29 protein-coding genes and 1 tRNA gene are annotated in these 23,554 nt (G+C 41.0%); all 30 read left to right on the forward strand.

The genetic code is table 11. The features are described 5' to 3' along the window. The first annotated feature begins 43 nt into the window (after positions 1–43). The 30 genes from tuf (at position 44) to rpsH (ending at position 23,546) form a co-directional block, all read left to right on the forward strand. Complete coding sequence (tuf, locus tag BVH02_RS06160; protein ID WP_086500234.1) at positions 44–1,231, forward strand: elongation factor Tu; 1,188 nt, start codon at positions 44–46, stop codon at positions 1,229–1,231. A gap of 118 nt (positions 1,232–1,349) precedes the next feature. Next, a tRNA-Trp gene (locus BVH02_RS06165) sits at positions 1,350–1,423 on the forward strand. Positions 1,424–1,440: 17 nt separating this feature from the next. Then, positions 1,441–1,629 (forward strand): preprotein translocase subunit SecE, encoded by a 189-nt coding sequence (gene secE, locus BVH02_RS06170; protein WP_086500235.1) that lies wholly within the window; start codon positions 1,441–1,443, stop codon positions 1,627–1,629. Between the two features lie 18 nt (positions 1,630–1,647). Then, a complete protein-coding gene (gene nusG / locus BVH02_RS06175; RefSeq protein WP_086500236.1) occupies positions 1,648–2,205 on the forward strand; it encodes a transcription termination/antitermination protein NusG in 558 nt (185 codons plus the stop codon). Positions 2,206–2,208: 3 nt separating this feature from the next. Beyond that, positions 2,209–2,652, forward strand: coding sequence for a 50S ribosomal protein L11 (rplK, locus tag BVH02_RS06180; protein ID WP_086500239.1), 444 nt, complete (start codon positions 2,209–2,211; stop codon positions 2,650–2,652). A 10-nt stretch (positions 2,653–2,662) separates the two neighbouring features. After that, positions 2,663–3,361: a 50S ribosomal protein L1 gene (gene rplA / locus BVH02_RS06185; RefSeq protein ID WP_086500240.1), complete on the forward strand. Its 699-nt coding sequence runs from the start codon at positions 2,663–2,665 to the stop codon at positions 3,359–3,361. Between the two features lie 2 nt (positions 3,362–3,363). Then, positions 3,364–3,906 (forward strand): 50S ribosomal protein L10, encoded by a 543-nt coding sequence (rplJ, locus tag BVH02_RS06190; RefSeq protein WP_086500242.1) that lies wholly within the window; start codon positions 3,364–3,366, stop codon positions 3,904–3,906. A gap of 41 nt (positions 3,907–3,947) precedes the next feature. Beyond that, on the forward strand, positions 3,948–4,325 hold the full coding sequence (gene rplL, locus BVH02_RS06195; protein WP_086500244.1) for a 50S ribosomal protein L7/L12: 378 nt from the start codon (positions 3,948–3,950) through the stop codon (positions 4,323–4,325). 156 nt (positions 4,326–4,481) lie between these two features. After that, a complete protein-coding gene (gene rpoB, locus BVH02_RS06200; protein ID WP_086500246.1) occupies positions 4,482–8,357 on the forward strand; it encodes a DNA-directed RNA polymerase subunit beta in 3,876 nt (1,291 codons plus the stop codon). A 48-nt stretch (positions 8,358–8,405) separates the two neighbouring features. After that, a complete protein-coding gene (gene rpoC, locus BVH02_RS06205) occupies positions 8,406–12,719 on the forward strand; it encodes a DNA-directed RNA polymerase subunit beta' (protein WP_086500249.1) in 4,314 nt (1,437 codons plus the stop codon). A 64-nt stretch (positions 12,720–12,783) separates the two neighbouring features. Next, positions 12,784–13,107 (forward strand): DUF3467 domain-containing protein, encoded by a 324-nt coding sequence (locus BVH02_RS06210; protein WP_086500251.1) that lies wholly within the window; start codon positions 12,784–12,786, stop codon positions 13,105–13,107. 98 nt (positions 13,108–13,205) lie between these two features. Beyond that, a complete protein-coding gene (gene rpsL, locus BVH02_RS06215) occupies positions 13,206–13,631 on the forward strand; it encodes a 30S ribosomal protein S12 (RefSeq protein WP_086500252.1) in 426 nt (141 codons plus the stop codon). Between the two features lie 17 nt (positions 13,632–13,648). Further along, positions 13,649–14,116: a 30S ribosomal protein S7 gene (rpsG, locus tag BVH02_RS06220; RefSeq protein WP_086500254.1), complete on the forward strand. Its 468-nt coding sequence runs from the start codon at positions 13,649–13,651 to the stop codon at positions 14,114–14,116. Positions 14,117–14,120: 4 nt separating this feature from the next. Beyond that, complete coding sequence (gene fusA / locus BVH02_RS06225; protein ID WP_086500256.1) at positions 14,121–16,244, forward strand: elongation factor G; 2,124 nt, start codon at positions 14,121–14,123, stop codon at positions 16,242–16,244. A 12-nt stretch (positions 16,245–16,256) separates the two neighbouring features. Beyond that, positions 16,257–16,562, forward strand: a complete 306-nt coding sequence (gene rpsJ / locus BVH02_RS06230; protein WP_008203035.1) for a 30S ribosomal protein S10 — start codon at positions 16,257–16,259, stop codon at positions 16,560–16,562. 237 nt (positions 16,563–16,799) lie between these two features. Continuing rightward, positions 16,800–17,432 carry a 50S ribosomal protein L3 gene (gene rplC, locus BVH02_RS06235; RefSeq protein WP_086500258.1) on the forward strand — a complete coding sequence of 211 codons (633 nt, stop codon included), beginning with the start codon at positions 16,800–16,802 and terminating at the stop codon, positions 17,430–17,432. A gap of 3 nt (positions 17,433–17,435) precedes the next feature. After that, entirely contained in the window at positions 17,436–18,065 is a 630-nt protein-coding gene (rplD, locus tag BVH02_RS06240; protein ID WP_086500261.1) for a 50S ribosomal protein L4, read from the forward strand. Positions 18,066–18,069: 4 nt separating this feature from the next. Then, positions 18,070–18,357: a 50S ribosomal protein L23 gene (gene rplW / locus BVH02_RS06245; protein ID WP_086500264.1), complete on the forward strand. Its 288-nt coding sequence runs from the start codon at positions 18,070–18,072 to the stop codon at positions 18,355–18,357. 13 nt (positions 18,358–18,370) lie between these two features. Then, a complete protein-coding gene (rplB, locus tag BVH02_RS06250) occupies positions 18,371–19,192 on the forward strand; it encodes a 50S ribosomal protein L2 (protein WP_086500266.1) in 822 nt (273 codons plus the stop codon). Positions 19,193–19,194: 2 nt separating this feature from the next. Next, positions 19,195–19,473: a 30S ribosomal protein S19 gene (rpsS, locus tag BVH02_RS06255; RefSeq protein ID WP_086500269.1), complete on the forward strand. Its 279-nt coding sequence runs from the start codon at positions 19,195–19,197 to the stop codon at positions 19,471–19,473. Positions 19,474–19,475: 2 nt separating this feature from the next. Continuing rightward, entirely contained in the window at positions 19,476–19,868 is a 393-nt protein-coding gene (rplV, locus tag BVH02_RS06260; RefSeq protein WP_086500271.1) for a 50S ribosomal protein L22, read from the forward strand. A gap of 9 nt (positions 19,869–19,877) precedes the next feature. After that, positions 19,878–20,609 (forward strand): 30S ribosomal protein S3, encoded by a 732-nt coding sequence (gene rpsC, locus BVH02_RS06265; RefSeq protein ID WP_086500275.1) that lies wholly within the window; start codon positions 19,878–19,880, stop codon positions 20,607–20,609. Between the two features lie 23 nt (positions 20,610–20,632). Continuing rightward, positions 20,633–21,055 carry a 50S ribosomal protein L16 gene (gene rplP / locus BVH02_RS06270; RefSeq protein WP_086500277.1) on the forward strand — a complete coding sequence of 141 codons (423 nt, stop codon included), beginning with the start codon at positions 20,633–20,635 and terminating at the stop codon, positions 21,053–21,055. A 5-nt stretch (positions 21,056–21,060) separates the two neighbouring features. Next, on the forward strand, positions 21,061–21,243 hold the full coding sequence (gene rpmC / locus BVH02_RS06275) for a 50S ribosomal protein L29 (protein WP_086500279.1): 183 nt from the start codon (positions 21,061–21,063) through the stop codon (positions 21,241–21,243). Between the two features lie 18 nt (positions 21,244–21,261). After that, positions 21,262–21,525 carry a 30S ribosomal protein S17 gene (rpsQ, locus tag BVH02_RS06280; protein WP_086500281.1) on the forward strand — a complete coding sequence of 88 codons (264 nt, stop codon included), beginning with the start codon at positions 21,262–21,264 and terminating at the stop codon, positions 21,523–21,525. Between the two features lie 2 nt (positions 21,526–21,527). Next, positions 21,528–21,896, forward strand: a complete 369-nt coding sequence (rplN, locus tag BVH02_RS06285) for a 50S ribosomal protein L14 (RefSeq protein ID WP_086500285.1) — start codon at positions 21,528–21,530, stop codon at positions 21,894–21,896. Between the two features lie 2 nt (positions 21,897–21,898). After that, positions 21,899–22,243 carry a 50S ribosomal protein L24 gene (gene rplX / locus BVH02_RS06290; protein ID WP_086500288.1) on the forward strand — a complete coding sequence of 115 codons (345 nt, stop codon included), beginning with the start codon at positions 21,899–21,901 and terminating at the stop codon, positions 22,241–22,243. After that, positions 22,236–22,796, forward strand: a complete 561-nt coding sequence (gene rplE, locus BVH02_RS06295; protein WP_086500291.1) for a 50S ribosomal protein L5 — start codon at positions 22,236–22,238, stop codon at positions 22,794–22,796. Before rplX ends, rplE begins: the two co-directional genes overlap by 8 nt. A gap of 2 nt (positions 22,797–22,798) precedes the next feature. Then, positions 22,799–23,068: a 30S ribosomal protein S14 gene (rpsN, locus tag BVH02_RS06300; protein ID WP_057939446.1), complete on the forward strand. Its 270-nt coding sequence runs from the start codon at positions 22,799–22,801 to the stop codon at positions 23,066–23,068. Positions 23,069–23,150: 82 nt separating this feature from the next. After that, on the forward strand, positions 23,151–23,546 hold the full coding sequence (rpsH, locus tag BVH02_RS06305; protein ID WP_086500293.1) for a 30S ribosomal protein S8: 396 nt from the start codon (positions 23,151–23,153) through the stop codon (positions 23,544–23,546). Positions 23,547–23,554: the final 8 nt, after the last annotated feature.

Consider the following 23,554-nt stretch of genomic DNA (forward strand, 5'->3'; position numbering starts at 1 on the left):
AAAATTAAATATATCTTTAAACTTAAACTGAGGATTTTCACGCATGGCAAAAGCACAATTCGACCGTTCCAAGCCGCACGTTAATATCGGTACGATTGGTCACGTAGATCATGGAAAGACCACTTTGACTGCTGCCATCACTACCGTTCTGGCTAGTAAGGGTCTATCTGAATTAAGAGACTTTTCTTCTATCGATAACGCACCGGAGGAAAAAGAAAGAGGTATTACCATTAACACCTCTCACGTAGAGTACGCAACTGAAAACAGACACTACGCTCACGTAGATTGTCCAGGTCACGCTGACTACGTTAAGAACATGGTAACGGGTGCTGCCCAAATGGACGGCGCCATCCTAGTAGTAGCTGCTACTGACGGACCAATGCCTCAAACTAGAGAGCACATCCTTTTGGCTCGCCAAGTAGGTGTACCTCAGCTCGTGGTATTTATGAATAAAGTTGATATGGTTGACGATCCTGAGCTTCTTGAGCTTGTGGAGATGGAGATCAGAGAGCTTCTTTCTTTCTATGATTTCGACGGCGATAATATCCCAGTAATCGCAGGTTCTGCACTTGGTGCATTGAACGGTGAAGAAAAGTGGGTTGATACTGTAATGGAATTGATGAATGCTGTTGATAGCTTTATTCCAATCCCAGAAAGAGCAGTTGATAAAGATTTCTTGATGCCTGTAGAGGATGTATTCTCGATCACTGGTCGTGGTACTGTAGCTACTGGTAGAATTGAAAGAGGTGTTGTGAATTCTGGTGAAGGAGTTGACATTATCGGTATGGGTGCTGAAGGCCTTAAGTCTACAGTAACTGGTGTTGAGATGTTCCGCAAGATCCTTGACAGAGGTGAAGCAGGTGATAACGTAGGTCTATTGCTAAGAGGTATTGAAAAATCACAAATCAAACGTGGTATGATTATCTGTAAGCCAGGATCGGTGAAGCCTCACTCTCACTTCAATGCTGAAGTTTACGTTCTTTCGAAAGAAGAAGGTGGACGTCACACGCCATTCTTCAACAGATACCGTCCACAGTTCTATCTTAGAACTACTGACGTAACTGGTGAGATCACTCTTCCAGAAAATGTTGAAATGGTAATGCCAGGTGATAACGTTACTATTGAAGTAACTCTTCTATCTGCAGTAGCACTTGAGAAAGGTCTTCGTTTCGCTATCCGTGAGGGTGGTAGAACTGTTGGAGCTGGTCAGGTTACTGAAATCCTTGACTAATCTTCAATCACTGATTGACTATTTATACAATGCGATCCCGAATTATTTTGGGATCGCATTTGTTTCTTAAGCAATCAATACCTAATTTTGCGTTCCCATTAGCGGAGCGTTCATTTACACGGGCATAGTTCAACGGCAGAATAGCGGTCTCCAAAACCGTTGATGGGAGTTCGAATCTCTCTGCCCGTGCCAAGTAAGTTAAGTACACTATGAATCTGAAAAACTTTGTTCTAGAATCTTATGATGAAATGGTGAATAAGGTCACATGGCCTAAGTATTCATTTCTTCAGAATAGTGCAGTATTGGTGCTAGTAGCATCTTTGATCTTCGCCCTTTTTATAGGGGTAGTAGATTTGGGATTCGAAAACATCATGAAATGGTTTTATGATTTATTCTAATTGAATTGACATTACAGAATGGCTGAACATAAATGGTACGTCCTCAGAGTAGTAGCAGGACAGGAGAAAAAAACTAAGACCTATCTGGACAATGAAATTGCTAGAGAGGATATTGGTAGTTTTATTCCTGAAGTCTTAATACCCTCAGAGAAAGTATATGAGATGCGTAACGGTAAAAAGCGTGTTAGAGAAAGAAATTTCTTTCCTGGCTACGTTCTAGTCAATGCGGATCTTTCAAACGGTGAGGCCAATCACGTAATTACAAGTATTCCGGGAGTAATCGGTTTCTTAGGATCTAACTCAGGTGGGGCTTCCAAAACCCCTGAGCCGCTTCGTCAGTCAGAAATCAACCGTATTTTAGGTAAGGTTGAAGAGATTGATGAGTTTGCAGAGAAACTGGATACGCCATTTATTGTTGGAGAGACTGTCAAAGTAATGGACGGCCCTTTCAGCGGTTTTACCGGAATTATAGAGGAGATTTTTGAGGAGAAGAAAAAACTTAATGTTATGGTTAAGATCTTCGGCCGAAATACTCCTGTCGAATTAAACTTTATACAAGTAGAAAAACAAGACTAAGCAATGGCTAAGGAAATCACTGGTTATTTAAAACTACAAGTGAAAGGTGGCCAGGCAAACCCGTCGCCTCCAGTAGGTCCAGCTCTTGGTTCCAAGGGTCTGAACATAATGGAGTTTTGTAAGCAGTACAATGCACGTACCCAAGAGAAAATTGGTCAAGTGTTACCTGTATTGATTACGATCTACTCAGACAAAACTTTTGACTTCGTAGTAAAAACTCCTCCTGCAGCAAATCTGTTGCTTGAGGCTGCTAAAGTTAAGAGCGGATCTGCTGAGCCAAACCGTAAGAAGGTTGGATCAGTTACCTGGGATCAGGTAAGAGAAATAGCGGCGGTCAAAATGCCTGACCTTAATGCTTTCAAAGTTGAGTCTGCTATGAAAATGGTGGCCGGTACAGCAAGAAGCATGGGAATCACAGTATCTGGAAAAGCCCCTTGGGAAGTATAAATAAAAAACAATGGCTAAGTTAACAAAAAAGCAAAAAGAAGCTCTTTCTAAGTACGACCCAAGCCAAGTGTACTCCCTGGAGGCAGCTTCTACTATCGTGAAGGATATTACTATGACGAAGTTTGACGCTTCCGTAGATCTTGACATCCGTTTGGGTGTAGATCCACGTAAGGCTGATCAAATGGTAAGAGGCGTTGTTGCGCTTCCTCATGGTACAGGCAAAGACATCAAAGTATTGGTGCTTTGTACTCCTGACAAAATAGCAGAAGCGACCGAAGCAGGTGCAGATTACGCAGGCTTGGACGACTACATAGCAAAAATTGAAGGCGGATGGACTGACATTGATGTCATTATCACTATGCCTAATGTAATGGCGAAAGTAGGTAGATTGGGTAGAGTATTAGGACCAAGAGGTCTTATGCCAAATCCTAAATCAGGAACTGTTACTCTGGATGTAGCTAAGGCAGTAAGAGAAGTAAAAGCGGGTAAAATTGATTTCAAAGTAGATAAATTTGGGATCATTCACGCAGGTATCGGTAAGGCATCCTTCACTGCAGCGCAGATTGAAGAAAATGTAAAAGAACTTATCCTTACTATTTCTAAGCTGAAGCCGTCATCATCTAAAGGAACGTATTTCAAGAGTATTCATTTATCCAGTACAATGTCTCCTGGAATTGCAGTGGACAAGGGTAGCATTCAAGGAATTTAATCATGACTAGAGACGAAAAGAAAGTAATAATCGACGGTCTTACTGAGAAATTTAAAGAAAACCCTTTCTTCTATATCACTGACGCATCAGGTTTCTCTGTAGCTCAAGTGAATGCATTCAGAAGAGCTTGTTACGAAAAAGGAGTAGAGTACAAAGTGTACAAAAACACCTTGGTGGCTAAAGCCCTGGAAAATTTAGAAGCTGACTTTTCGGAGTTATCTGATAAAGCATTGAAAGGATTCTCTGGAATTATCTTCTCAAAAGAGACGAGTAATCTTCCAGCAAATGTATTGCTGGATTTCAGAAAAAAATTAGGTAAAAAAGCATCGAAGCCAGCATTCAAAGGCGCTTCTATCGATGCAGATATTTTCATCGGTGAAGAGAATCTTGAATTGCTATCTAAGTTGAAGTCAAGGGAGGAATTGTTAGGCGATCTTATCGGCTTGCTACAGTCTCCAGCGATGAATCTTATCTCAGCATTGCAAAGTGGCCAGAACAATATTACTGGTGTGCTTAAAACGCTTGCTGATAGAGAAGAAAAATAAGTTAAAAAAATAATTCAAACAAATATTAAATTTCAAATACAATGGCAGATCTTACGCAACTTGCAGATCAGTTGGTGAACTTGACTGTAAAAGAGGTTAAAGAATTGACAGACATCCTTAAGGATCAGTATGGCATCGAGCCAGCTGCTGCAGGCGCAGTAGTTGTAGCAGGTGGCGGTGCTGGTGAAGCTGCAGCTGAAGAAGAGAAAACGACTTTTGACGTTATCTTGAAAGCTGCTGGTGGATCAAAGCTGGCAGTTGTTAAGCTTGTAAAAGAATTGACAGGTCTTGGTCTTAAAGAGGCTAAAGAACTAGTTGACTCTGCTCCTAAAGCATTGAAAGAAGGTGTATCTAAGGACGAAGCTGAAGGCTTGAAGAAGTCTTTGGAAGAAGCTGGTGCTGAAGTAGAGATCAAATAATTTGCTGAACCGCAACTTCTAGGTTGGGGTTCACACCTAAGACCTGACTATTTTAGTCAGGTCTTTTCCTGTTTATGCACAGGTTCAAAATTGCATTATTCTAAGCGAAAATTGTAATTTATCGCTATTAATATTTCACCATAAACATACACTACCTTGGCTATCAAGAATCAAACCGAAAGGAAAAGTTTCTCCTCCATTAAGGTGGTCAAAAGCTATCCGGATTTTCTCGATATTCAATTGCAGTCTTTCAAAGACTTTTTCCAATTGGATACACCAGCTGAAAAACGCCGGGCAGACGGTTTATTTAAAGTATTCGCAGAAAACTTCCCTATCAGTGATTCTAGAGAGAATTTTACTCTTGAATTTATTGATTACGCAGTAGATCCACCGAAATATTCGGTGAGCGAGTGCATTGACCGTGGCTTGACCTACTCTGTACCGTTGAAAGCAAAGTTGAGATTACTTTGCCATGATGAGGATAATGAAGATTTCGAAACGATTGAGCAAGAAGTATTCTTAGGTAATCTTCCGTATATGACCGAGAAAGGGTCATTTGTAATTAATGGTGCTGAAAGAGTTATTGTTTCACAACTTCACCGTTCTCCAGGTGTGTTCTTTGCGCAAAGCAAGCACACGAACGGTACGAAACTTTACTCTGCCAGAATTATTCCTTTCAAAGGATCTTGGATTGAATTTGCTACTGATATAAACAATGTCATGTATGCTTACATCGATCGTAAGAAAAAGTTCCCTGTAACTACCTTGCTAAGATCTATAGGCTATGGCTCTGATAAAGATATCCTCGATTTGTTCGGGTTATCTGAAGAAGTCAATGCTACTAAGACAGCAATGAAGAAGGTAGCTGGTCGTAAGCTTGCTGCAAGGGTTCTAAGAACATGGGTAGAAGATTTCGTAGATGAAGATACTGGTGAAGTAGTTTCCATCGATCGAAATGAGGTATTGCTAGAGCGTGATACCGTTCTTTCAGACGAAGACATTGAAATGATCTTGGATTCAGGTTCGAAGAGCATCATTCTCCATAGAGAAGATGTGAACGTGGCTGATTACTCTATCATCTATAATACATTACAAAAAGATAGCTCCAATTCCGAGAAAGAAGCTGTGGAAGTTATCTATCGTCAATTGAGAAATACTGAAGCTCCTGATGAGTCAACCGCTCGTGAGGTTATTCATAGTTTATTTTTCTCTGACAAACGTTATGATCTTGGTGAGGTTGGTCGTTATAGAATCAATAAAAAACTAGGTCTTGACATCGATTCGACTAAAATCGTCCTTACCAAGGAAGATATTATTCATATCGTAAAATACCTAATCGGACTTATTAACTCTAAGGCTGTGGTCGATGATATTGATCACTTAAGCAATAGACGAGTAAGAACTGTAGGAGAACAGCTTTATAGCCAGTTCGGTGTTGGTCTGGCTAGAATGTCCAGAACGATCCGTGAGAGAATGAACGTTCGAGACAATGAAGACTTTAAACCAGTCGATTTGATCAACGCACGTACACTTTCTTCAGTGATCAATTCCTTCTTTGGAACAAACCAACTTTCTCAGTTCATGGATCAAACCAATCCATTGGCGGAGTTGACTCACAAGAGAAGACTTTCAGCTTTGGGTCCAGGGGGTCTATCAAGAGAAAGAGCAGGATTTGAGGTTCGAGATGTTCACTACACGCACTACGGTCGTTTGTGTACTATTGAAACTCCAGAAGGTCCAAACATCGGCTTGATTTCTTCTCTATGTGTTCATGCTAAAGTGAATTCTATGGGCTTCCTTGAGACTCCATACCGTAAGGTAAAGGACGGCAAGGCAAGTATGAAAGCTGAGGATGTTTTATTCCTAACTGCTGAAGAGGAAGATGATCATAACATTGCTCAGGCAAATGCGCCTTTGGATGAGAATGGCAAGTTTATTAATGAAAAAGTAAAGGCAAGATTTGAAGGTGACTTCCCAGTATTGGAGCCATCTGAAATCACTTATATGGACGTAGCTCCTAATCAGATTGTATCTGTTGCAGCATCTTTGATTCCTTTCTTGGAGCATGATGATGCCAACCGTGCATTGATGGGATCCAACATGCAACGTCAGGCAGTTCCTTTGTTGAAAGCCGAAGCACCTATCGTAGGTACTGGACTTGAGGCAAAAGCTGCTGTAGATTCTCGATCTCTCATCATTGCTGAAGCAAGTGGTGTGGTAGATTATGTGGATGCTAAGCGTATCACCATTAAGTATGATCTTACTGATGATGAATTATTAGTGAATTTCACAGATGAGTACAAGTCTTACAACTTGATCAAATTCAGAAGAACTAACCAGGACACTACGATCAACCTTACTCCTTTGGTGCTGAAAGGCCAAAAAGTGAAAAAAGGTCAGGTATTAGTTGAGGGTTATTCTACTAATAACGGTGAGCTAGCTCTAGGTAAAAACTTGAAAGTGGCATACATGCCATGGCAAGGATACAACTTTGAGGATGCTATAGTAATCTCTGAGCGAGTAGTGAGAGAAGATGTCTTTACTTCTATTCACGTGGAAGAATTCCAATTGGAAGTTCGTGACACGAAAAGGGGAGAAGAAGAACTGACTTCTGAAATTCCTAACGTCTCTGAAGAGGCTGTTAAAAATCTTGATGAGCATGGTATCATCGCGATTGGTGCTGAAGTAAAAGAAGGCGATATCATTATCGGTAAGATCACTCCAAAAGGTGAAACTGATCCGACTCCAGAAGAGAAATTGCTTAGAGCAATCTTCGGCGATAAAGCTGGTGATGTGAAAGATGCGTCATTGAAAGCTTCACCTTCATTGAATGGTGTAGTAATCGAGACTAAGCTTTTCGCAAGACCTAAGAAAGACAAGGATATTAGAGCAAAATCTAAAGCGGATGTTGAAAAACTGAAGGGCAGATACTCTAAAGATCTTTTGGGTCTAAGAGCTCGAATGATCAATAAAATGGTTACGATCTTGGATGGAAAAACTTCTCAGGGCGTTAAGCACAAGTTTGGTGATGAGATCATCACTAAAGGGCAGAAGTTTAATTTGAAAAACATTGAAAATAACCTTTTCCCTGCTAAGAATCCTTACAGAGATGAGAGTAACTACAATGTTCCGGAAGAGGCTAATTTAATATCAGATATCGTTCTTGATGATTGGACAAACGATGCTCATATCAATCAGTTGATTGTTCATTTGGTGAAAAACTTCATCAATTCAAGAAATGAGATTGCGGGTACGTTCAAGCGAGAGAGATTCACACTTGAAGTGGGTGATGAACTTCCTGCGGGTATCGTTCAGCTTGCCAAAGTGTACATCGCTAAGAAGCGTAAGCTTAAAGTAGGTGATAAAATGGCTGGTCGTCACGGTAATAAAGGTATCGTAGCAAGAATTGTAAGAGACGAGGATATGCCATTCCTTGAGGATGGAACTCCAATGGATATCGTATTGAATCCACTAGGTGTACCTTCTCGTATGAACATTGGTCAGATATTCGAAACTGTATTGGCTTGGGCTGGACAGGTACTCGATAAGAAATATGCTACACCAATCTTTGACGGTGCTTCTATGGAAGAAGTAGCTCATGAATTGGAATTGGCAGGTTTGCCAGCTTACGGACGTACTTACCTATATGATGGTCTATCGGGTGTGAAATTCGATCAACCAATTACCGTAGGTATTGCATACATGCTGAAACTTGGTCACTTGGTAGATGATAAGATGCACGCACGTTCAATCGGGCCATACTCATTGATTACGCAGCAACCATTGGGTGGTAAAGCTCAATTTGGTGGTCAGCGTTTCGGAGAGATGGAAGTTTGGGCACTAGAGGCATTCGGTGCATCTCACGTACTGCAGGAGATCCTGACAGTGAAGTCTGATGACGTAGTCGGTAGAGCAAAAGCTTATGAAGCTATTGTGAAAGGTGAAAACCTTCCTAAGCCTAATATTCCTGAATCATTCAACGTATTGGTTCATGAATTGAGAGGTTTGGCTCTTGAGATTACCCTAGATTAATAAAGCGAATGGGCTCGCAAGAGCCCTTTACATATCTTTCAAAAAACTATGGCGTTCAGAAAAAATAAAAAACTTAACAATGATTTTTCCAGAGTCACCATTAGTTTGGCTTCCCCAGAATCTATTCTGGATAGCTCAAACGGTGAGGTGACCCAGCCCGAGACGATCAACTATAGAACTTATAAGCCTGAAATGGGCGGCTTGTTCTGTGAGAGAATCTTTGGTCCGGTCAAAGACTGGGAGTGTCATTGTGGCAAGTACAAGCGCATCAGGTATAAAGGTATTATCTGTGATCGCTGCGGTGTAGAGGTTACAGAGAAGAAAGTAAGAAGAGAGCGAATGGGCCACATTGAACTGGTAGTTCCAGTTGCGCACATTTGGTATTTCAAATCTCTTCCAAATAAAATCGGTTACCTTCTTGGTCTTCCTACTAAGAAGCTTGATCAAATTGTCTATTACGAGCGTTATGCGGTTGTTCAGGCAGGTGTCAAAGCAGAAGAAGGAGTTCAATACCTGGACTTCCTTACTGAAGATGAATACCTGGATATCATGGACAAGCTTCCTAAGGAAAACCACATGCTTGACGATGCAGATCCAAACAAATTCATCGCCAAAATGGGTGCTGAAGCATTGGAGATGTTATTGGCAAGAATCGATTTGGATGATCTTTCTTACTCACTTCGTCATCAGGCAGCTACTGATACTTCTCAGCAGAGAAAAGCAGAAGCATTGAAAAGACTGAAGGTAGTAGAAGCATTCCGTGATGCTAGAACTAGAATCGAAAACCGCCCAGAGTGGATGGTCGTTCGTATGGTTCCAGTTATTCCACCGGAATTGCGTCCATTGGTACCTTTGGATGGTGGTCGTTTTGCGACTTCCGATTTAAATGACCTTTATAGAAGAGTTATTATCAGAAATAACCGTCTGAAGAGATTGATAGATATCAAAGCTCCAGAGGTGATTTTGAGAAATGAAAAAAGAATGCTGCAGGAAGCTGTAGATTCTCTATTCGATAACTCTAGAAAAGTTAATGCGGTAAGATCCGATGGAAACCGTGCCTTGAAATCTCTTTCCGATATGTTGAAAGGTAAGCAAGGTCGATTCCGTCAAAACTTGCTTGGTAAGCGTGTGGATTACTCTGGTCGTTCTGTGATTGTGGTAGGTCCTGAGTTAAAGCTTCACGAGTGTGGTCTTCCTAAAAATATGGCTGCTGAGCTTTTCAAGCCTTTCATCATCAGAAAATTGATCGAGAGAGGCATTGTAAAGACAGTAAAGTCAGCTAAGAAAATCGTGGATCGTAAAGATCCAGTGGTTTGGGACATTTTGGAAAATGTACTTAAAGGTCACCCAGTGCTCCTTAACCGTGCTCCTACTCTTCACAGACTAGGTATCCAAGCTTTCCAGCCAAAACTAATAGAAGGAAAAGCTATCCAGCTTCACCCGTTGGTATGTACTGCATTCAACGCCGATTTTGACGGTGATCAGATGGCCGTACACGTACCTCTAGGACATGAGGCCATCTTGGAAGCTTCTACTTTGATGCTTTCGTCACACAATATTCTTAACCCAGCCAATGGAGCTCCGATTACTGTACCTTCTCAGGATATGGTGTTGGGTCTATACTATGTGACTAAGGGTAAGATGTCTACTCCTGAAGAAATCGTTGCTGGTGAAGGCATGACTTTCTATAGTGTAGAAGAAGTGATTATCGCAATGAATGAAGAGAAAATCTCCAAACATGCGAATATTAAGTGTAAAGTGCAGCTTAGAACCGAAGATGGAGGTTACAAGGATGAGATCGTTGAGACTGTTGCAGGTCGTTTGATTTTCAACCAGTTTGTGCCAAAAGAAGTAGGTTATGTAAATGAGCTTTTGACCAAGAAAAAACTTCAGCAGATTATTGCTAAGGTGGTTAAGGTATGTGGAATGGCACGTACAGCACTGTTCTTGGATGATATTAAGAATCTTGGATTCCAGATGGCCTACAAAGGTGGTCTGTCAATGGGATTGAATGATGTTATTATCCCTGTACAAAAAGAGCCGATGATTGCCAAGGCTAAAGAAGAAGTTGACCAAGTTTGGAACAACTACTTAATGGGTCTAATCACGGATAACGAACGATACAATCAAGTAATTGATATCTGGACTCGTACTAACTCTCATTTGACTAATGATCTCATGAGACAGATGGAAGAGGATAAGCAAGGATTCAATGCGATCTATATGATGATGCACTCAGGAGCCCGAGGTTCTAGAGAACAAATTCGACAATTAGGTGGTATGAGAGGATTGATGGCTAAGCCACAGAAAAACCTTCAAGGTTCTGTCGGCGAAATCATCGAAAACCCAATTCTTTCTAACTTCAAAGAAGGTCTGGATGTATTAGAGTACTTTATCTCTACTCACGGTGCTCGTAAAGGTCTTGCCGATACTGCATTGAAAACTGCCGATGCTGGTTACCTAACAAGACGTCTTGTAGATGTAGCTCAGGATATGATTATCACAGAAGATGATTGTGGTAGTTTAAGAGGATTGATGGTTCAGCCACTTAGAGATAATGACGATATCGTAGAGCCACTTTCTGAGAGAGTTGTTGGTCGAGTTTCTGTTCATGATATTTACCATCCAACAACGGATGAGTTGATCATTGAATCAGGCGTGATGATCTCTGATGAAGTAGCTGATTTGATCGATCAATCTGGCATTGACGAAATCGAAATTAGATCTGTATTGACTTGTGAAACTCGTAGAGGAGTTTGTGGCAAATGCTACGGAAAAAATCTTACTTCATCTGGCCATATGGTACAGACAGGTGAGTCTGTAGGTGTTATTGCAGCACAGTCTATTGGTGAGCCGGGTACACAGCTTACATTGAGAACATTCCACGTGGGTGGTACTGCATCTAACATGGCTGTTGAGGCTAGTGTGATAGCGAAGTTCGACGGTTTAGTTGAATTTGACGACGAATTACGATTGATCGAGACTACCAATAAAGACGGTGAGAGTATTACTGTTGTCATGGGTAGATCTGGTGAGATCAAAGTTAATGATGCGAAGACTGGCAAAGCGTTGATTTCTAATCACGCACCTTACGGTTCTATCATTAATGTAAAGGATGGCGAGAAAGTTACTAAGGGTCAGACTCTTTGTAAATGGGATCCATACAATGCAGTAATTTTGTCGGAATTCGACGGTAAAATTGAATTCGAAGCAATCGTAGAAGGTATTACATACAAGGAAGTGTCCGATGATCAGACTGGTTTCCGTGAGAAAGTAATCATCGATACAAAAGATAGAACTAGGAACCCTGCGATTATTGTAAATTATGGTGAAGAGTCCAAATCATACAATATTCCAGTAGGTGCTCACTTGGCAATTGAATCAGGTGATAAAGTTAGATCTGGTCAGATTTTGGTCAAAATCCCAAGGTCTGTAGGTAAAACAAGAGATATTACCGGTGGTCTTCCACGAGTTACTGAACTATTTGAAGCAAGAAATCCATCCAACCCGGCTGTAGTTTCTGAGATCGACGGTGTAGTAACATACGGAGGTATCAAAAGAGGTAACAGAGAGATCATCATTGAATCGAAAGATGGTGTGATCAAAAAGTATATGGTTTCCTTATCTAAGCATATCTTGGTTCAGGAGAATGACTTTATTAGAGCTGGCGAGCCACTTTCTGATGGAGCTATCACTCCAAATGATATCTTGGCGATCAAAGGTCCTACTGCTGTTCAGGAATACTTAGTGAATGAGATTCAGGAAGTTTACCGTCTTCAGGGTGTAAAGATCAACGATAAGCACATCGAGGTGATTGTAAGTCAGATGATGCAGAAAGTTGAAATCCTTGATGCAGGTGACACTGGATTCTTACAAAATCAAGTAGTTGATAAGTGGGCTTTCAGAGAAGAGAATGATAATATTCTTGACCGTAAGGTAGTAATGGATGCTGGAGATTCTTCTACGTTGAAGCCAGGTATGATTCTGTCAGCTAGAAGACTGAGAGATGAGAACTCTAGCTTGAAGCGTAAAGATCTTAAGTTGGTACAAGTACGTGATGCAGAGACTGCGGTTTCTAAACCTACGCTACAGGGTATTACTGCCGCATCTTTGGGCACTGAGTCCTTTATCTCTGCTGCGTCCTTCCAGGAAACTACTAAGGTGCTTTCTGAAGCAGCCATTAGAGGTAAGAGAGATATGTTGAAAGGTCTAAAAGAGAACGTAATCGTTGGTCACTTGATTCCTGCCGGTACTGGTCAGAGAAGATTGGAGCATGTAATTGTCGGATCTCAAGATGAGTATGACAAGCTTTCTGAAAATATGGAGCGAAACGCTAAGAGATCTAGCGAAGCAATCCTTTAATATTTGAGTAATTTTATTTAAAAGGCCTGTTTCACGACAGGCCTTTTTTTAATCCATATCAATTATGCAAGACGACAATCAAAAAATAAAAGGAGATCAGCAAATCAACGTAGAACTTTCAGAAGAAGTAGCTGAAGGAGTTTATTCTAATTTGGCGATGATCGCTCATTCCAATTCAGAATTTGTGATTGATTTCATTCGCTTAATGCCAGGTGTGCCAAAAGCCAAAGTAAAGGCACGGATAATTGTGACCCCAGACCATGCGAAACGATTGCTTTCAGCACTTAAAGATAACATCGAGAAGTATGAAGCAGCATTTGGACAGATTAATCAATCGGGTGGAGCGCCGCAGTTTCCGATTAGTTTCGGGACACCAGGAGAAGCATAGCGAAAATATAACTGCTTAGCTTTGTTACTCTTATTACTTTGTTTACCTTTGCAGTCCAAAATTTAACAGTTTACGGGAAAACTAAATTTTATCAGTTAATGCCTACTATTCAACAATTAGTACGAAAAGGTAGAGTAACACTGGAGACCAAATCAAAATCTAGAGCTTTGGATTCATGTCCACAGCGTAGAGGAGTTTGTACCAGAGTATACACTACAACCCCAAAGAAGCCAAACTCTGCAATGAGAAAAGTGGCGAGGGTAAGATTGACCAACGGAAAAGAAGTGAACGCTTACATTCCTGGTGAAGGTCACAATCTACAAGAGCACTCGATCGTTTTGATCAGAGGTGGTCGTGTGAAAGATCTACCAGGTGTGAGATATCACATCATCCGTGGTGCACTAGATACCGCAGGAGTTAAAGATCGTAAGCAAGGTCGCTCTAAGTATGGTGCTAAAAGACCTAAAGCTGGAAAAGGTGCTCCAGTAGCTGCGGGTAAAGGTGCTCCAGCAAAGAAAAAATAATCTAATATTTAGAAAAAATGAGAAAAGCGAAACCAAAGAAGAGATATATTCTTCCTGATCCAAAGTTCAATGACACCCTAGTAACTAGGTTTGTGAACAATCTAATGGTAGATGGGAAGAAGAGTATTGCTTACAGAATTTTCTACGATGCAGTAGAAAAAGTTGAAGAAAAAGTAGGTGAGAATGGTCTTGAGATTTGGAAAAAAGCGCTAACCAATATTTCTCCATCCGTTGAGGTGAAGAGTCGTAGAGTTGGTGGTGCTACATTCCAGGTTCCAATGGAGGTCCGTCCTGACAGGAAGGTTGCCTTAGGAATGAAATGGATGATCAACTACGCCAGAAGAAGAGGTGAGAAGACAATGATGGACAGACTAGCTGGCGAAATTATCGCTGCTTCCAAAGGCGAAGGTGCCGGTGTGAAGAAGAAAGATGATACGCACAGAATGGCAGAAGCCAACAAAGCATTCTCTCACTTTAGATTTTAATTAGATGGCTAAACGAGATTTAAGATTTACCAGAAACATTGGAATTGCTGCCCACATCGATGCGGGCAAGACGACTACGACAGAGCGGATACTTTTTTATTCGGGTGTATCTCACAAATTAGGTGAAGTACACGACGGGGCGGCCACAATGGACTGGATGGCTCAGGAGCAGGAAAGAGGTATTACAATTACTTCTGCTGCAACAACCGTTTTTTGGGATTACAAAGAGAAAAAATACCAAATCAATATCATCGATACTCCCGGTCACGTTGATTTTACTGTAGAAGTAAATAGATCCCTTCGTATTCTCGATGGATTGGTATTCCTTTTCAGTGCTGTAGATGGCGTAGAGCCTCAATCAGAAACTAACTGGAGACTTGCGGATAACTATAAAGTTGCTCGTATTGGCTTCGTAAATAAAATGGACCGTGCTGGAGCAAACTTCCTTGAGGTTTGTAAGCAGGTAAAAGAAATGCTTGGCAGTTACGCAGTTCCTTTGCAGATCCCTATCGGTGCAGAAGAAACCTTCAAAGGTGTAGTTGATTTGATCAACAACCGTGCGATCGTATGGAATGAGGATGATTTCGGAATGACTTTCGAAGAAGTTCCTATTCCAGAAGACATGCTTGAAGAAGTAGCTGAATGGAGAGAGCATCTTTTAGAGGCAGTAGCAGATTATGACGAGTCGTTGATGGAGAAATTCTTTGATGATCCAGAATCTATCTCTGCTGAAGAAATCCTTGCCGCTTTGAGAAAAGCTACGATTGATATGAAGATTGTACCTATGGTATGTGGTTCTTCATTCAAGAATAAAGGAGTTCAGACTATGCTTGATCTAGTAATGGAATTGCTTCCTTCTCCAATGGATAAGGACGATATCATTGCTCATGATATTGACGATGAGGAATTAGAGGTGCATATCTCTCCTGATGAATCTGAGCCTTTCACTGGTCTAGCATTCAAAATTGCAACAGATCCATTTGTAGGTCGTCTTTGTTTCGTAAGAGCATATTCTGGAATCTTGAATTCTGGTTCTTACATTTTCAATAGCCGTTCTGGAAATAAGGAGCGTATTTCAAGAGTTTTCCAAATGCATGCGAATAAGCAAAACCAAATCGATGCTCTAAGAGCTGGAGATATTGGTGCAGTGGTAGGCTTTAAAGATATCAAAACAGGAGATACACTTTGTGACGAAAGCCGTAAGGTTGTGTTGGAGTCTATGGTGTTCCCTGAGCCAGTTATTGGCTACGCTATTGAGCCTAAAACTCAAGCTGACGTTGATAAACTAGGTATGGCTATCGCCAAACTCGTTGAAGAAGATCCTACTCTTGTAGTAAATACTGACCACGAAACTGGACAGACTATCTTAAGAGGTATGGGTGAGCTTCACTTGGACATCATCATCGATCGTATGAAAAGAGAGTTCAAGGTTGAGATCAATCAAGGTGCTCCTCAGGTTGCTTACAAAGAAGCGTTATTTGGTTCTGTTGAGCACAAAGAAGTTTACAAGAAGCAAACAGGTGGTAAAGGTAAATTTGCGGATATTTCATTCGAACTAAGCGCTAAAGATCCAGATCCTGAAACCGGTGAAATTAAACCTGGATTAGACTTTGTAAATGGAATTGTTGGTGGTGTTATTCCAAAAGAATTCATCCCTTCCATTCAGAAAGGTTTTGCTGAGTCTATGAAAAATGGACCTTTGGCTGGATATCCTATTGAGTCAATGAAAGTAAGATTATTTCACGGTTCCTTCCACGATGTCGATTCAGATGCTCTTTCATTCGAACTAGCAGCTAGAATTGGATTCAGAGATGCGGCTAAAAGGTGTCAACCTAAGTTGCTTGAGCCAATTATGTCTGTGGACGTAGTGGCTCCAGATGAATACACTGGACCTATCACAGGTGATTTAAACAGAAGAAGAGGTGTGATGAGAGGTATGGATACCAAAGGTACATCAAGCGTAGTTAGGGCTGCCGTACCATTGTCTGAGTTGTTTGGTTACATTACAGACCTAAGAACGATCACGTCAGGTAGAGCTACGGCTTCATTGACATTCTCTCACTATGAGCCAGTGCCTAACAACATTGCCGAAGGTGTAATTGCTACAGTAAAAGGTCAGAAGGACTAAATAATATTTGCGATGAATCAGAAAATCAGAATAAAACTAAAATCATACGATCACAGCTTGGTGGATAAGTCATCAGAGAAGATTGTAAAGGCAGTGAAAGCCACTGGTGCAGTAGTAGTAGGGCCAATACCATTGCCTACTAAAAAGGAGAAATTCACAGTATTAAAGTCTCCTCACGTAAGTAAGAAAGCAAGAGATCAATACCAACTTTGTACATACAAAAGATTGGTTGATATCTATTCTAACTCTTCTAAAACTGTGGATGCATTGATGAAAATCGAGCTTCCAAGTGGAGTTGATGTAGAAATTAAAGTTTGATCGAACTGGATTAATATATTAAAAACCTGCTTTACGGAGCAGGTTTTTTTTGCTCTAGGATGTTCATCAAGGGGGATTAGGGTCATAAATGCCTGACTCACAATTGAAATATTTTGTATAACAGTTAAAATTTAGGATTTCACATTTGTTGCAGAATTTTATTTCCGTAACTTTGCAGTCCTTTAAAAGGAGCCCCGGCAGACAAATGCTCGTGGTTATTATATTATCTTATAAAAGATGTCTGGTATAATAGGTAGAAAAGTTGGAATGACTAGCATCTTCAGTGCCGATGGACGTAATGTCGCATGCACGCTAATAGAAGCTGGTCCTTGTGTAGTGACGCAAGTAAAAAACATTGAGACAGACGGGTACAATGCCGTGCAGTTGGGTTATGGTGAGCGTAAAGAGAAAAATACGCCTAAGCCATTAATCGGCCATTTTAAAAAGGCTGGTACAACTCCAAAGCGCAAAGTTGTTGAGTTCAGAGATTTCCGGGTTGAGTTTGAAGGCCAGGTTAATTTAGGAGCTACTGTGAAGGCTGATGAAGTATTTATTGAAGGTGACTTCATAGATGCAATCGGAACTTCAAAAGGTAAAGGATTCCAGGGTGTAGTAAAGCGTCATGGTTTTGCTGGTGTGGGTGGACAAACTCACGGTCAGCATAACAGAGGCAGACACCCAGGTTCAATTGGTGCATGTTCTTGGCCATCCAGAGTATTCAAAGGAATGAGAATGGCTGGTAGAATGGGCGGAGACAGAGTGAAGGTTGTCAACCTTAAAGTGTTGAGAATCTATGCTGACAAAAACCTACTATTGGTTTCTGGTTCTGTACCTGGTCCTAAAAATTCTTTCGTTATTCTAGAGAAGTAAGCCATGGAATTAGCAGTAATTAATCAAAAAGGAGAAGACACAGGTAGAAAAATCAGCTTGTCTGATGAGATCTTCGCAATGGTACCTAACGATCACGCGATCTACCTTGATGTAAAGCAGTACTTGGCTAACCAAAGACAAGGTACGCACAAGTCTAAAGAGAGAAATGAGATAGCTGGTTCTACTCGTAAGATCAAGAAGCAAAAGGGCACTGGTAGTGCACGTGCTGGATCTATCAAGTCGCCACTATTCCGAGGAGGAGGAAGAGTTTTTGGCCCACAGCCAAGAGATTATTCTTTCAAATTGAATAAAAAGGTAAAACAACTAGCCAGAAAATCTGCACTTGCTTATAAAGTGAAAGATAACTGCTTGTCAGTATTGGAAAGCATTTCATTTGACTCTCCAAAGACTAAGAGCTATATGGCATTGCTTGATGGTTTGTCTCTAGGAGATAAGAAGACGTTATTAGTACTTCCTGAGGAAAATACGAACGTGTTCCTTTCCAGCAGAAACCTTCCAAAGGCGAAAGTTGTAACTGTAAATGATGTAAATACTTACCAAGTTCTTAATGCGGATCACCTTGTGATCTGTGAAGGTTCTATCAGTAAGTTGGAAACCATTTTATCGAAATAAGACAATGGATATTCTAAAGCAGCCTTTAATTACAGAAAAGATTTCTGCCATGAACGAAAGAGGCGTTTATGGATTCATCGTGGAGAAAACCGCGAAGAAACCAGAAATCAAACATGCTGTAGAGAAAACGTTTGGTGTGAAAGTGGTTTCTATCAGAACCATTAGATATGCTGCAAAGCATAAGTCTAGATACACTAAAGCTAAAGTGGTTTCAGGCTTTACCAATGCTTTCAAGAAAGCAATCGTGCAAGTAGCCGATGGTGAAGTGATTGATTTTTACGGAGAAATTTAATTGAATCTATATCATGGCAATTAAAAAGATGAAGCCTGTAACTCCAGGGACAAGATTCAGAGTAGCTCCAGCGTTTGACGAGATTACAGCGTCGAAGCCGGAAAAATCTCTTCTTGCTCCATTGAAGAAGTCAGGTGGACGAAATAATGAAGGCAAAATGACTGTCCGAAATATTGGTGGCGGTCATAAGAGAAGACTACGAATAGTAGACTTCAAAAGAAGAAAGTTCGGTATACCTGCAGTAGTGAAAGCTATTGAGTATGATCCAAACAGAACGGCACGTCTTGCTCTACTATATTACGCAGATGGTGCTAAGGCCTACATTATCGCCCCGGAAGGTTTGTCAGTAGGACAAACAGTGATTTCCGGTGAGCAAGTTGCTCCAGAAGTGGGTAACGCCATGCCAGTTGTTAATATTCCAATGGGTACAATTGTACATTGTTTGGAGTTGAAGCCAGGTAAAGGTGCAGCAATGGTAAGAAGTGCTGGAGGATATGCGCAGATCGTAGCCCGTGATGGGAAATACGTGACTGTAAAACTTCCATCTGGTGAGATGAGACTTATACTTAACACATGTATGGCAACTGTTGGAACTGTTTCCAATGGTGATCACATGAACGTAGTATTGGGTAAAGCCGGTCGTAAGAGATGGCTCGGATCAAGACCTCGTGTAAGAGGTGTTGCAATGAACCCAGTAGATCACCCAATGGGTGGTGGTGAAGGTCGTTCTTCTGGAGGACACCCTAGATCAAGAAAAGGTCTATTGTCTAAAGGCAAGAAAACAAGATCTCCTAAGAAGTATTCAAACAAGTTCATCGTAAAAAGATCTAAATAATTATGGCACGTTCATTAAAAAAAGGTCCTTATATCGAGCACCATCTTGTGAAGAAAGTGGATGCTCAGAACGAATCAGGAAAGAAATCGGTAATCAAGACTTGGTCAAGAAAATCAATGATTTCTCCAGATTTCGTAGGACATACCTTCGCTGTGCATAATGGGAATAAATTCATCCCTGTATTTGTTACAGACAATATGGTAGGTCATAAGCTAGGTGAATTTGCTCCTACCAGAAATTTCAGAGGCCACGTTGCCAAAAAAGATAAAGGAAAGAGATAACCATGGAAGCATTAGCAAAATTAAATAATGTACCTACATCTCCGCGTAAGATGCGCCTTGTGGCTGACCTTGTCAGAGGCAAGAGAGTAGGATTGGCACTTAGCATATTGAAATTCACTCCTAACCATGGAGCTATTCGACTTGAGAAGTTGTTGCTTTCCGCTGTAGCCAACTGGCAAGCGAAAAACCCTGATGCCAAACTAGAAGAGGCTGACCTTTTCATCAAAACTGTAATGGTAGATGAAGGTAGAATGCTTAAGAGATTAAGACCAGCTCCTCAAGGTAGAGGTCACAGAATCCGCAAGAGATCAAATCATGTAACCCTTATAGTTGATTCATTCAACGACCAAGCTGTTACCGCTGATGTAGTAGAAACAAACGAAAAGGCAAATTAAGAACAGACTATGGGACAAAAGATCAACCCAATAGGATTTAGACTTGGTGTAGTCAAAGGCTGGGATTCCAACTGGTATGGTGGGAAAGACTTTGCTGAAAAACTATACGAAGATCAGAAGATCCGTAAGTACGTCCTTGCCAGAATTCCTAAGGGAGGTATTTCTAAAGTGATTATCGAGCGTACGCTTAAGAGAATCACTCTTACGATTCATACTGCCCGTCCAGGTGTTGTAATTGGTAAAGGTGGAGCCGAAGTAGATAAACTGAAAGAAGAGCTTAAGAATATCACGAATAAGGATATTCAAATTAATATCTTCGAAATCAAGCGTCCTGAATTGGATGCGAAATTGGTAGGTGAATCAATCGCTCAGCAGCTTCAAGCAAGAATTTCTTTTAGAAGAGCTATGAAGCAAGCTATAGCAGCATCCATGAGAGTGGGAGCGGAAGGAATCAAAGTTAAACTTTCTGGACGTCTAGGCGGAGCTGAAATGGCCCGTTCTGAAATGTACAAAGAAGGAAGAATTCCTCTTCACACATTGAGAGCAGATATTGATTACGCACTTTCAGAAGCCCTTACGGTTTATGGATTGATCGGAATCAAAGTTTGGATCTTCAAAGGTGAAGTGTACGGTAAAAGAGATCTTTCTCCTAATCAGGGAGCTGCAAATGAGCCTAAAGGCGCTCGTAATGCAGGTCCTAAGAGAAATGACGGTCCAAGACGAAGAAAAAGAAATAACTAATTTTCACCCATAAGTGAGAACGCATGTTACAGCCAAAAAGAACTAAATATAGGAAAATGCAAAAGGGCCGTGTCAAAGGCATTGCACAAAGAGGGCATACGCTTTCTTTTGGCAACTTTGGCATCAAGTCCCTTGAGCCAGGATGGATAACATCCCGTCAGATCGAGGCAGCTCGTATCGCAATGACGAGAGCAATGAAAAGAGAAGGACAGGTTTGGATCAGAATTTTCCCTGATAAGCCTATCACTAAAAAGCCCGCTGAGGTTCGTATGGGTAAAGGTAAGGGAGCTCCTGAGTATTGGGTGGCCGTTATCAAGCCAGGAACGATCCTTTTCGAAGCTACAGGCGTAAGCCTGGAGACAGCTCAGGAAGCGTTGAGACTTGCACAGCAGAAACTGCCTGTAAGTACCAGATTTGTTGTTCGTAGAGATTACGCTGAATTATAAGCACTATGAAAAATACAGAAATCAATTCACTTTCAAACAGTGAAATCGCCGAGCGACTAGTCGCAGAACAGGAGAATCTAACCAAACTTAGGTTTGCGCACTCGATATCTCCTATAGAGAATCCTAACAGAATCCGCGAGACCAAGCGCTTTATCGCAAGATTAAAGACTGCATTGGCTGCCAAATAACTAGCTAACAAAAAGAATATGGCTACGATAGAGAGAAATCTTCGAAAAGAAAGAGTTGGTAAGGTGGTAAGTAACAAGATGGACAAGTCCATCACTGTACTAATAGAACGTCGTGTAAAGCACGCTATCTATGGTAAGTACGTTACCAAAACAACCAAATTTATGGCTCATGACGAGACTAATGATTGCAACCCAGGTGACTTGGTTAAAATCAGCGAAACTCGTCCGCTGAGTAAGAACAAGCGTTGGAGAGTAGTTGAAATTATTGAAAGGGCTAAGTAATCATGATCCAACAAGAATCTAGACTAAGCGTAGCGGACAATTCAGGTGCCAAAGAGGTACTAGTAATCCGCGTATTGGGAGGAACAAAAAAGAGATATGCTTCAATCGGCGATAAAGTCGTTGTGACAGTAAAATCTGCTTTATCTTCCAGCAGCATGAAAAAAGGTACCGTGTCAAGAGCGGTAATCGTACGTACTCGTAAAGAAATAAGAAGAAAAGATGGTTCTTATATTCGTTTCGAGGATAATGCAGCTGTTTTATTGAACAACAACGACGAGCCTAGAGGCACGCGTATCTTCGGCCCAGTTGCTAGAGAGTTGAGAGAGAAGCAGTTTATGAAAATCGTTTCATTGGCTCCTGAAGTATTGTAATCATGGTAAAAAAAGTGAAGAAACAAACAAAGCTGCATATCAAAACTGGGGACACTGTAAAAGTGATCGCAGGGGATGATAAAGGCAAGACAGGAAAAGTACTTTCCGTCGATAAGCTAAAAAGCAGAGCAATCGTTGAGGGTCTTAATATGATCACAAAACATGTGAAGCCTACAGCATCTAAGCCACAAGGCGGTATCGATAAGAAAGAAGCTTCAATGCATATTAGTAACCTGAAACTTGTAGATCCAAAAACTGGTGAAGCCACTAGGACTGGTCGCAAAGCAGGCGAAAATGGTAAATTAGTAAGATACTCTAAGAAATCAGGGGAGGTAATCAATGGCTAATCCAAGAATCAAGCAAAAGTATGTGGACGAAATCGTCCCTGCTATGAAAGAGAAGTTTCAATACTCTTCTATAATGCAAGTACCTAAGTTGGAAAAAATTGTTCTTAACAAAGGTATCGGCGCTGCTGTAGCAGATAAGAAATTGGTTGACCAAGGTGTAGAAGAGTTATCTTTGATCACTGGTCAGAGAGCTGTTTCGACTATCGCAAAGACTTCTGTTTCCAACTTTAAGTTGAGAGAAGGAATGCCTATCGGAGCTAAAGTTACTTTGAGAGGTCGGACGATGTATGAATTTCTTGATCGTCTTATTACTATCGCACTTCCACGTGTGAGAGATTTCAAAGGCATTTCAGATAAAGGTTTTGACGGAAGAGGCAATTACACACTTGGTGTGCAGGAGCAAATTATTTTCCCAGAGATTAGCATCGAGAAAGTAAACAGAATCTCTGGTATGGATATCACTTTTGTGACATCTTCTAAGACAGATGAGGAGAGTTTGGAATTGTTTAAGGCTTTCGGAATGCCTTTCGTTAAAAAAACTAAAGAAGAATAGTCATGGCAAAAGAGTCAATCAAAGCTCGTGAGAGAAAAAGAGAGCGTCTGGTAGCCAAGTATGCTGATAGAAGAGCCGCGCTGAAAGCAGCCGGTGATTATGAAGCTCTTGACAAATTGCCTAAGAACGCATCTCCTGTAAGACTTCATAATAGATGTAAGCTTACTGGTCGCCCTAAAGGCTACATGAGAAAGTTCGGTATCAACAGGGTAACCTTCAGAGAAATGGCCTCAGCAGGCAAGATCCCTGGAGTGACAAAGTCCAGCTGGTAAAAAAACGACAGTAGTTTTTATTCTAAAAATCAATTCGTAACTTTGCACGCCCAAATCGGGTGTAGCTAGACTATAATATACAATGACTGATCCAATAGCTGATTATCTGACTAGGTTGAGAAATGCCATCAAGGCATCTCACCGAATCGTAGAAATTCCTGCTTCTAACATCAAGAAAGAGATTACAAAAGTATTGCATGACAAAGGATACATTCAGAATTACAAGTTTGAAGAAAATGGTCCTCAGGGATCAATCAAAATTGCTCTGAAATTCAATCCTGTTACTAAGCAAAATGCTATTGTAAGCCTGAAGAGAGTTAGTACGCCAGGTTTGAGAAAATATGTGAAACACCCAGAGCTTCCTAGAGTAATTAATGGTCTTGGGATAGCAATCGTATCCACCTCTAAAGGTGTGATGACAGACAAAGAAGCCCGAACTGAAGGTGTTGGTGGAGAAGTTCTTTGCTACGTATACTAATTTACTAT

This window comes from Algoriphagus ratkowskyi, assembly GCF_002150505.1.
Classification (GTDB): domain Bacteria; phylum Bacteroidota; class Bacteroidia; order Cytophagales; family Cyclobacteriaceae; genus Algoriphagus; species Algoriphagus ratkowskyi.

Bases quoted from the DNA above. Each gene is read 5' to 3' on its own strand.
- tuf (WP_086500234.1), top strand. From the start codon at position 44: ATGGCAAAAGCACAATTCGACCGTTCCAAGCCGCACGTTAATATCGGT.
- secE (WP_086500235.1), top strand. From the start codon at position 1,441: ATGAATCTGAAAAACTTTGTTCTAGAATCTTATGATGAAATGGTGAAT.
- nusG (WP_086500236.1), top strand. From the start codon at position 1,648: ATGGCTGAACATAAATGGTACGTCCTCAGAGTAGTAGCAGGACAGGAG.
- rplK (WP_086500239.1), top strand. From the start codon at position 2,209: ATGGCTAAGGAAATCACTGGTTATTTAAAACTACAAGTGAAAGGTGGC.
- rplA (WP_086500240.1), top strand. From the start codon at position 2,663: ATGGCTAAGTTAACAAAAAAGCAAAAAGAAGCTCTTTCTAAGTACGAC.
- rplJ (WP_086500242.1), top strand. From the start codon at position 3,364: ATGACTAGAGACGAAAAGAAAGTAATAATCGACGGTCTTACTGAGAAA.
- rplL (WP_086500244.1), top strand. From the start codon at position 3,948: ATGGCAGATCTTACGCAACTTGCAGATCAGTTGGTGAACTTGACTGTA.
- rpoC (WP_086500249.1), top strand. From the start codon at position 8,406: ATGGCGTTCAGAAAAAATAAAAAACTTAACAATGATTTTTCCAGAGTC.
- BVH02_RS06210 (WP_086500251.1), top strand. From the start codon at position 12,784: ATGCAAGACGACAATCAAAAAATAAAAGGAGATCAGCAAATCAACGTA.
- rpsL (WP_086500252.1), top strand. From the start codon at position 13,206: ATGCCTACTATTCAACAATTAGTACGAAAAGGTAGAGTAACACTGGAG.
- rpsG (WP_086500254.1), top strand. From the start codon at position 13,649: ATGAGAAAAGCGAAACCAAAGAAGAGATATATTCTTCCTGATCCAAAG.
- fusA (WP_086500256.1), top strand. From the start codon at position 14,121: ATGGCTAAACGAGATTTAAGATTTACCAGAAACATTGGAATTGCTGCC.
- rpsJ (WP_008203035.1), top strand. From the start codon at position 16,257: ATGAATCAGAAAATCAGAATAAAACTAAAATCATACGATCACAGCTTG.
- rplC (WP_086500258.1), top strand. From the start codon at position 16,800: ATGTCTGGTATAATAGGTAGAAAAGTTGGAATGACTAGCATCTTCAGT.
- rplD (WP_086500261.1), top strand. From the start codon at position 17,436: ATGGAATTAGCAGTAATTAATCAAAAAGGAGAAGACACAGGTAGAAAA.
- rplW (WP_086500264.1), top strand. From the start codon at position 18,070: ATGGATATTCTAAAGCAGCCTTTAATTACAGAAAAGATTTCTGCCATG.
- rplB (WP_086500266.1), top strand. From the start codon at position 18,371: ATGGCAATTAAAAAGATGAAGCCTGTAACTCCAGGGACAAGATTCAGA.
- rpsS (WP_086500269.1), top strand. From the start codon at position 19,195: ATGGCACGTTCATTAAAAAAAGGTCCTTATATCGAGCACCATCTTGTG.
- rplV (WP_086500271.1), top strand. From the start codon at position 19,476: ATGGAAGCATTAGCAAAATTAAATAATGTACCTACATCTCCGCGTAAG.
- rpsC (WP_086500275.1), top strand. From the start codon at position 19,878: ATGGGACAAAAGATCAACCCAATAGGATTTAGACTTGGTGTAGTCAAA.
- rplP (WP_086500277.1), top strand. From the start codon at position 20,633: ATGTTACAGCCAAAAAGAACTAAATATAGGAAAATGCAAAAGGGCCGT.
- rpmC (WP_086500279.1), top strand. From the start codon at position 21,061: ATGAAAAATACAGAAATCAATTCACTTTCAAACAGTGAAATCGCCGAG.
- rpsQ (WP_086500281.1), top strand. From the start codon at position 21,262: ATGGCTACGATAGAGAGAAATCTTCGAAAAGAAAGAGTTGGTAAGGTG.
- rplN (WP_086500285.1), top strand. From the start codon at position 21,528: ATGATCCAACAAGAATCTAGACTAAGCGTAGCGGACAATTCAGGTGCC.
- rplX (WP_086500288.1), top strand. From the start codon at position 21,899: ATGGTAAAAAAAGTGAAGAAACAAACAAAGCTGCATATCAAAACTGGG.
- rplE (WP_086500291.1), top strand. From the start codon at position 22,236: ATGGCTAATCCAAGAATCAAGCAAAAGTATGTGGACGAAATCGTCCCT.
- rpsN (WP_057939446.1), top strand. From the start codon at position 22,799: ATGGCAAAAGAGTCAATCAAAGCTCGTGAGAGAAAAAGAGAGCGTCTG.
- rpsH (WP_086500293.1), top strand. From the start codon at position 23,151: ATGACTGATCCAATAGCTGATTATCTGACTAGGTTGAGAAATGCCATC.